Genomic DNA, 8098 nt, shown 5'->3' with positions numbered 1-8098 from the left:
GCAAACGGCGGTGAACCTGTAGCCCCGGTAAGCGCAGCGCGACCGGGGGAAGTCTTCGCAGGCGAAGTGCTACTTCCCCGGGCCGCGGCGCAAGCGCCTTGCCCGGGCGACAAAATCACCGGTGTACTCACGGGATCTCAAGATAAACCACCGGCTTTTTCATAATGCATTTCACCGCGTCGACAATCTGCTGCGGCTGCAGCAGAAAGGTTTTGATGCTGGTCTTAATGGTGCGGATGCCGCTAAAGCGTCCGGCATCGTCAATTTCAATATCCGTCACCAGCAGAACGACATCGGCATGGGCGATGTCGTCGGCCATTATTTTGTTCTCCACCCCCAGCGCGCCCTGGGTTTCAATTTTGATATTCCATTTCTCCTGGTGGCCGACTTTTTCCAGCCGCTCGGCCGCCATATAGGTGTGAGCGACGCCGCTGACGCAGGCCGTGACGGCAACGATAGTGAAATCCATAGCATCCTCCTGGCGTTATCCGCCGACGGTCACGCTAAAACCGGCCCGTTCGGCCAGCGTCCTGAATGGCTGAATCTCAGATTCTGCAGGGGCTTTAATCATCGACATCGACCATTTTTTTCCCAGTAAGTGATATTTGGGTTCGCCGTACTGATGGAACGGCAGAAGATGAATTTCCGGCAGCTTAAAAGGGGCCAAAAACGCCAGAATCCGGCGGAAATTCGCTTCATCAAGCGTGAATCCCGGAATCAGCGGCACCCGGGGGATCACGTGAATATGCGCTTCCACCAGACGGGTAAAGTTATCCAGCACCCGCGGCATATTCATCCGCAGCTGCTCGCGGGCCAGCGTTTCATCCATGATTTTCAGATCGAACAGCACTTCATCGCAGGCCTGCGCCAGCGGAAAAAAGCGGCGGTATGCGGTATCGCCCGCCGTTTCAATCGCCGTTCTGATCCCCCATTCGCGCAGGCGGCGCAGCAGGCGCGCGGCGAATTCGGCCTGCATCAGGACTTCGCCGCCCGACAGGGTCACGCCGCCGCCGGAGGCGCGGAAGAAGACCTCATCCTTCAGCACCTCTTTAAGCAGATTATCGAGGGTGACGTCGCGGCCAATCTGCTGCCACGCGCCGGAAGGGCACTCGACCACGTCCTGCTGGCAGCGGGAGCAGCGCAGGCACTTGCTCTCCCGGCGTACGGTCTGAATTTGCGGCGAGATCGACTCCGGATTGGCGCACCAGGGACAGGTATGCGGGCAGCCTTTAAAAAACACGACGGTGCGGATCCCCTGACCATCATTCAAAGAGTAGCGCTGGATATTAAAAATGCGCGCCTTATCGGCGCGCGTTTCCAGGACCTCACAGCTGATGCGCGGTGCGGCGGATAATGTCATCCTGAATCTCCTGCGACAGCTCGACGAAAAAGGCGCTGTAGCCCGCAACGCGCACCACCAGGCCGGCAAAATCCTGCGGCCGCTGCTGGGCTTCGCGCAGCGTATCGGCGTTGACCACGTTGAACTGAATATGCTGCAGCTTCAGCCTGGTGAATGCCTGCAGGAAGTCGGCCAGCTTATTGAGGCCGCCGTCGCCGGCAAGGGTCGCCGGGGTGAATTTGACGTTCAGCAGCGTACCGTTGGAGAGCAGAAAGTTATCCAGCTTGCTGACCGACTTAAGCACCGCGGTCGGCCCCTGCACGTCCTGGCCGAGCATCGGCGAGAGCCCGCCGTCCGCCAGCTGCTCTCCGGCCAGGCGTCCGTCCGGAGTGGCGCCGACGACCGAGCCGAGCGGCACGTGGGCAGAGACGGTATAGGAGCCCGGCGTAAAGCGACCGCCGCGCGGGTTGCGGTACTGCTCTACCTCTTTGCAGTAGAAGCGCAGCAGATCGGCGCTGATGTTGTCCACTTCGTCAATATCGTTGCCGTATTTCTCGAAGCGGTTGATCAGGCGCGCGCGGATTTTTTCCCCTTCCGGCGTCTGGAAGTTGGCTTTCAGCACCGCGATCAGTTCAGCGAAGCTGAGCCTTTTTTGCTCAAACACCATCCCTTTAAGCGCGTGCAGCGAGTCGCTGAGGTTAGCGATGCCGATGCCCTGGACCCCGGAGAAGTTATAGCGCGCGCCGCCTTCGGTGATATCCTGGCCGTGCTGCACGCAATCCTCAATAAAGGAAGAGAGCAGGGGAACCGGCGCCCAGTCGCGGTGGCCGATATCGCAAATATTGCTGCCTTCGACCATCAGCCTAATGTAATAGCGAATCTTGTCGCGGATCTGGTTGATCAGCCCGTCCCAGGTGATGTCAGGGTTACTTTCGTTTTCCAGCATCACGATTTCCATCACCTTCAGCAGGTTGAACATGGCGATATCGTGCAGGCCGTAGGTGCGCCCCGGGATCGACAGCTCAACGCAGCCAACCACCGAGTAATCCCGCGCGTCATCCAGCGAGACGCCGCGGTTGAGAAACGCCGGGATCACCACTTCATCATTGAAGATTTGCGGAATGCCGGTGCCGAGGCGAATGGTCTCGGCGGTTTTGCGCAGGAAAGGGCGATCGACCAGCTCGTTGACCCGCACGCCGAGGTTCGGCTGCGGCAGGCGAACGTTCTGGTAGGCGTCGAGGGATAAAAACGACAGGATATTGACCGCGCTGCGTCCGGTCTCGGTCAGGCCGCCGAGCAGGGCGGTATAGCCGGTTGGGAAGCCCGCGAAGTAGCGCGCGCTGCTGGTGGAGCGCAGCAGGACAATATCGTTGCACTTCACCCACAGCGACTCCAGCAGCTCCTGAAGAAACTGCGGATCCTGGCCGCGATTCAGCGAAGCCTGATAGTACGGCAGCATGTACTGGTCAAAGCGACCCAGCGAGATGGAGCTGGCGTTGGATTCATACTGCAAAATGATGTTCATATACCAGAAGAGCTGGCAGGCCTGCCAGAAATCTTCCGGACGGTGCACCGCGTTATGGCGGGAGATGTCCGCGATGGTCTCCAGCTCTTTGCGCCGCTGCCCGTCGCCGCAGACGGCGGCCATGTCATCGGCAAGCGCCGCATAGCGCAGAATATGGCGCTGGGAGGCTTCCAGCAGGATCAGCACCGCCTGATAAAAATTGTTCTGCGGGTGCCGCTGACTCACCGCTTTCATCTCCGCCACCAGCGCGGCGAGGCCGTTTTCCAGCAGGCGAGGGTAGTCGATGATGATATGTCCCTGGCCTTTATCGGTCTGGTTGACGCTAAAAATCTGCGTGCTGACGGCGGCCTTCACTTCATCGGTCATCTGGGCGTTGATGAAGTCCTTCATCGAGCGATGTTCCCAGTAGGGGAACAGCACTTCGCGGTAGATGCGCTTATCTTCTTCGCTGATGTTGAAGCGGTCCTGCGGGCGGGTCGGGAACTGGTCCAGCTCCTTGAGCAGCCAGTAGGGATCCATCTCCGGCGACATAATCCCGGCGCGCGGCTTGATCGTACGGTTACCGGCAATCAGTTCATCATCACGAATCGAAATCTGCACATGATCGAGGACCCATGCGGTCGCTTTCGCCCGGCGGATCATCACCGGCTCCCCCTCGGTCTGTTTATGGCTGGCGGTGTAGAGCAGCGCTCGCTCGAGGGAGATTTCGCGCGGGTTGGCGAACAGACGATCTTTTAAGCGTTGAGTGCGATTAGTCATGACAAACTCCATGTTATTTTGCGGGGCGCAGGCCGCGCCCCGTGTATTCAGTCAGGCATTCTGCGAAAGGTGGCTGTCGATTTTGTTCATAATGGCTTCGGCGCGCTTCACGGCGTCGCTGATGTTGACGCGCACGATGGTTTTACCGGCAAAACGCTCCTCAAACTTGATGCCGATATCTTTGGTCAGAATCACCATATCGGCGCTGGCGACGTCTTCTGCGGTCAGCTCGTTCTCAATGCCGATGGAGCCCTGGGTCTCGACTTTGACCTGCCAGCCTTTGGCCTTAGCGGCGCTCTCCAGCGATTCGGCGGCCATATAGGTGTGGGCGACGCCAGACGGGCAAGCGGTAACGGCGATAATTTTGGTCATACAATATTCCTTCCCGTGTCTCAGTTAATTTCGAAATCAAGATCCATCTCGTCATCGGCTTTGGCGTCAGACGTTTTCTTTTTCGCCAGGGCCTTAAGCAGGATGACGCAGGCGGCGCTGACGATGGCGCCAACCGCGAGGCCGGCAATAAATCCGCCTTTACCCTCAACGACCGGCAGAACGATAAGCCCGCCCCAGCCGGCATAGCACTGGGCGCCGAGCAGCGCGGCGGTGACGCAGCCGGCGGCGGCGCCGATCATATTGGCCGGGATAACGCGCAGCGGGTCGGCGGCGGCGAAGGGGATCGCGCCTTCGGTCACGCCAACGCAGCCCATCACCAGCGCGGCCTTACCGGTTTCGCGCTCTTCCGCGGAGAAGTATTTACGCCCAATCAGCGTTGCCAGGCCCATGCCCAGCGGCGGCACGGCGATGCCGACGGCGGCGATGGCCACCACGCTGTAAACGCCCTGGGAAACGCAAATCAGCATGAAGGCGTAGGCGACTTTATTCACCGGACCGCCCATGTCGAAGGCCAGCATCAGGCCCATGATGATGGCGAGAATCACGATGCTGCCTTCGCGCATGCCCTGCAGCCAGCCGGTCAGGCTGGCGGTGAGCGCGCCAATCGGCTCGCCGAGGCCCCACATCATGATCCCGGCGGTAATAAAGGTGCCGATAATCGGGATAACGAAGATGGGCATCACCGAGCGCAGCACCTTGTGCACCGGGATTTTCTTCAGGTAGTAGACCACCAGCCCGCCAATGATCCCGGCAATCAGCGCGCCGAAGAAACCGGCGCCGAAGCTGTTGCCGACCCAGGCGCCGATAGCGCAGGGAGCCAGCGCCGCGCGGTCGGAGATGGAGTAGCCGATATAGGCCGCCAGAAACGGCACCATAAGCGTCAGGCCGGCCACGCCGATATCAAACAGTTTTTTCAGGTTAGGGTCGGTGGCGGCATCGGGCACCGCGCCCTTGCCGTACAACATGACGGAGACTGCCAGCAAGATCCCACCGGACACGACAAACGGGATCATATGTGAAACCCCGGTCATGAGGTGCTGGCGGGTATTTTTTAATATTTGCACCAGTTCATTCATTGTTATTCTCCTGAGCGCTGCGTGGCCCGTGACTGAGTTGATGCTTCAACCTTAGAAAAAGGGCGGCGCATAAAATAGTAGAGAAAAAGTGCATTTACTGGATATTTGTAAGGCCAGAGGAAAATTGCGATCCACCTCAAATCTTAGCGCTGGTGGGTTTTTGGCGCCGTTAGTCAGGCGATTTGTGACCGCGAGCATAAAAAAGAGTCGGGCATACAATTATCCAGTAATTGCCACTTTTATCGTGTAGTGGCGGGCCGGTTCTTTCTTTACCTTTTGGCTAAATACGCATTATTCAGGAGGAAGGCGATGGCTCTGGTAATTGAATTCATATGTGATTTGCCCAACGGCGTGCATGCGCGTCCGGCAAGCCTGGTAGAAACCCTGTGCAATACTTTTTCGTCTTCGGTCGAATGGTTAAATACCCGCACGGAAGGACGCGGAAACGCGAAAAGCGCGCTGGCGATTATCGGCACCAATACCTTGAAGGGGGACCGCTGCCAGCTGGTCGTCAGCGGCGAAGATGAACAGCAGGCGTTTGACGCGCTGTCAGCATTCATCAGCGAGGAGTTCCCGCACTGCGATGCGCCGCTGCCGACGGCGGAATCCATGGACGTTCAGCCGGTTCCTGAATCCCTCTCGCGCCTCAATCCCACGCTGTTTCACGCCCAGCCGGTCTGCGCCGGCAGCGCGGGCGGCAGGCTCACCCATCTTAAGTCCCTCGACCTGCGCGATTCAGGCGCGCTGCCTGCAGCGGGCGCAATTGAACAGGAACAGGCGGCGCTGGACAAGGGCCTGACCCTGCTGGTGAAAAATATTGAGTTCCGCCTGCTGGATAACGACGGTACCGCCAGCGCGATCCTTGAGGCGCATCGCTCTCTGGCCACCGACGCCTCGCTGCGCCAGCATCTGCTGGGCGGGCTGCTGAGCGGCCTGAGCTGCGCTGAGGCGGTGGTCGCGACCGGCGAACATTTTTGCGCCCAGTTCAGCGCTTCCGGCAATAGTTATTTGCAGGAGCGGGTGCTGGACGTGCGCGATGTCTGCTTCCAGCTTCTGCAGCATATCTACGGTGAGGATCGTTTTCCGGCACCGGGTAAGCTGACGGAAGAGGCCATCTGCCTCGCCGATGAACTCACCCCCAGTCAGTTTCTTGAACTGGATAAAACCCTGCTTAAAGGTCTGCTGTTGCGCAGCGGCGGCACCACTTCACATACGGTGATCCTCGCGCGTTCGTTCAATATTCCCACTCTGGTGGGCGTCGATATGGAGGCGCTGCTGCCGTGGGTCGATCGGCGAGTGCAGATTGACGGTAACGCCGGGCTGGTGGTGGTGAATCCCGATGAAGCGGTGGCGCGCTACTATCAACAGGAGGCCTGGGTGCAGGCGCAGATCCGCCGCCAGCAGCAGGCCTGGCTGGATAAAGCGGGGCGTACGGAAGACGGTATTCGCCTGGAGGTGGCGGCCAACATCGCCCATTCGGTAGAGGCGACGGCGGCCTTCAACAACGGCGCGCAGTCGGTAGGCTTGTTCCGCACCGAAATGCTCTATATGGACAGGCCCAGCGCGCCGTCGGAAAACGAGCTGTATAACCTATTTTGCCAGGCGCTGGAGCCGGCCAACGGGCGCAGCATTATCATCCGCACCATGGATATCGGCGGCGACAAGCCGGTGGCCTACCTCAACATTCCGGCGGAGAACAACCCGTTCCTCGGCTACCGGGCGGTGCGTATTTATGAGGAGTATCAGGCGCTGTTCCGCACTCAGCTGCGGGCGATTCTGCGCGCTTCCGCGCACGGCGCGCTGAAAATCATGATTCCGATGATCTCCTCGATGGAGGAGATTCTGTGGGTGAAAGAGCAGCTGGCGGATGCCAAACAGTCGCTGCGCAGCGAACAGATTCCGTTTGATGAAAAGATCCCGCTGGGCATTATGCTCGAGGTGCCGTCGGTGATGTTTATCATCGACCAGTGCTGCGAAGAGATTGATTTCTTTAGTATCGGCAGCAACGACCTGACCCAGTATCTGCTGGCGGTGGATCGCGATAACGCCAGGGTGACGCGCCACTACAACAGCCTCAATCCGGCCTTTTTGCGCGCGCTGGATTACGCGGTTCAGGCGGTGCATCGCCAGGGTAAATGGATCGGCCTGTGCGGCGAGCTGGGGGCCAAAGGTTCCGTGCTGCCGCTGCTGGTGGGGCTGGGGCTGGATGAGCTGAGCATGAGCGCGCCGTCGATCCCGGCGACCAAGGCGCGTCTGGCGCAGCTTGACAGCCGCGCCTGCCGTCAGCTGCTGAATCAGGCGATGCAGTGTCGTACTTCGCTGGAGGTCGAGCACCTGCTGGCCCAGTTCCGTATGACCCAGCAGGATGCGCCGCTGATTACCCCTCAGTGCATTACGCTGAACAGCGACTGGCGCAGTAAAGAGGAGGTGATTAAGGGCATGACCGACAATCTGCTGCTGGCCGGGCGCTGCCGCTATCCGCGTAAGCTGGAAGCGGATCTGTGGGCCCGCGAAGCGGTGTTCTCCACCGGGTTAGGGTTTAGCTTCGCCATTCCGCACAGTAAATCGGAGCATATTGAGCAGTCGACCATCAGCGTCGCCCGTCTGGCGCAGCCGGTGGCGTGGGGCGACGACGAGGCGCAGTTTGTGATTATGCTGACGCTCAATAAGCATTCGGCGGGGGATCAGCATATGCGTATTTTCTCGCGGCTGGCGCGGCGCATTATGCATGCGGAGTTCCGGCAATCGCTGGTGACGGCGCAGAGCAGCGAGGCGATTGCGGCGCTGCTGCAGCGCGAGCTGGAGCTGTAATTCGGTCCGGAGAATCTCCCCGGTGGCGCTGCACTTACCGGGGCTACGGGTTTCCAGCCGTCTGTGGGGCAGTAGCCCGGGTAAGGCGTTTACGCCGCGACCCGGGATTTCCGGGTCCGGTGCCTGAGGGAGGCAGATTGGGTAGATACTGTGAACGCCTGCAACCATTTTTAGTTGCCGATACTTTCTCCGGCT

6 protein-coding genes are annotated in these 8098 nt (G+C 59.5%); 1 reads left to right on the top strand and 5 read right to left on the bottom strand.

Features of this window, described 5'->3' with window-relative positions:
• Positions 1-127: 127 nt before the first annotated feature.
• From ABLV30_RS26905 to ABLV30_RS26885, 5 genes are read right to left on the bottom strand one after another with little or no spacing between them, the layout of a single operon-like run.
• Complete coding sequence (locus ABLV30_RS26905; RefSeq protein WP_004849743.1) at positions 128-469, bottom strand: PTS fructose-like transporter subunit IIB; 342 nt, start codon at positions 467-469, stop codon at positions 128-130.
• A 15-nt stretch (positions 470-484) separates the two neighbouring features.
• The gene (locus ABLV30_RS26900; protein ID WP_025106242.1) at positions 485-1360 is read right to left on the bottom strand and encodes a [formate-C-acetyltransferase]-activating enzyme; all 876 of its coding nucleotides are present in this window, start codon (positions 1358-1360) and stop codon (positions 485-487) included.
• The gene (locus tag ABLV30_RS26895) at positions 1326-3623 is read right to left on the bottom strand and encodes a formate C-acetyltransferase (protein ID WP_265800589.1); all 2298 of its coding nucleotides are present in this window, start codon (positions 3621-3623) and stop codon (positions 1326-1328) included. Before ABLV30_RS26895 ends, ABLV30_RS26900 begins: the two co-directional genes overlap by 35 nt.
• A 51-nt stretch (positions 3624-3674) precedes the next feature.
• Complete coding sequence (locus ABLV30_RS26890; protein WP_004100938.1) at positions 3675-3995, bottom strand: PTS fructose-like transporter subunit IIB; 321 nt, start codon at positions 3993-3995, stop codon at positions 3675-3677.
• Positions 3996-4015: 20 nt separating this feature from the next.
• Positions 4016-5092 carry a PTS fructose transporter subunit EIIC gene (locus ABLV30_RS26885; protein WP_004131253.1) on the bottom strand — a complete coding sequence of 359 codons (1077 nt, stop codon included), beginning with the start codon at positions 5090-5092 and terminating at the stop codon, positions 4016-4018.
• A gap of 309 nt (positions 5093-5401) precedes the next feature.
• Here ABLV30_RS26885 and ptsP point away from each other — a divergent pair, with 309 nt between their 5' ends.
• On the top strand, positions 5402-7903 hold the full coding sequence (gene ptsP, locus ABLV30_RS26880; protein ID WP_047724116.1) for a phosphoenolpyruvate--protein phosphotransferase: 2502 nt from the start codon (positions 5402-5404) through the stop codon (positions 7901-7903).
• Positions 7904-8098 lie beyond the last annotated feature (195 nt).

It is taken from the genome of Klebsiella sp. CN_Kp113 (assembly GCF_040064585.1).
Lineage (GTDB): Bacteria > Pseudomonadota > Gammaproteobacteria > Enterobacterales > Enterobacteriaceae > Klebsiella > Klebsiella michiganensis.
This window is presented reverse-complemented; position numbering and strand designations above follow the sequence as displayed.

Bases quoted from the DNA above. Each gene is read 5' to 3' on its own strand.
- ABLV30_RS26905 (WP_004849743.1), bottom strand. From the start codon at position 469: ATGGATTTCACTATCGTTGCCGTCACGGCCTGCGTCAGCGGCGTCGCT.
- ABLV30_RS26900 (WP_025106242.1), bottom strand. From the start codon at position 1,360: ATGACATTATCCGCCGCACCGCGCATCAGCTGTGAGGTCCTGGAAACG.
- ABLV30_RS26895 (WP_265800589.1), bottom strand. From the start codon at position 3,623: ATGACTAATCGCACTCAACGCTTAAAAGATCGTCTGTTCGCCAACCCG.
- ABLV30_RS26890 (WP_004100938.1), bottom strand. From the start codon at position 3,995: ATGACCAAAATTATCGCCGTTACCGCTTGCCCGTCTGGCGTCGCCCAC.
- ABLV30_RS26885 (WP_004131253.1), bottom strand. From the start codon at position 5,092: ATGAATGAACTGGTGCAAATATTAAAAAATACCCGCCAGCACCTCATG.
- ptsP (WP_047724116.1), top strand. From the start codon at position 5,402: ATGGCTCTGGTAATTGAATTCATATGTGATTTGCCCAACGGCGTGCAT.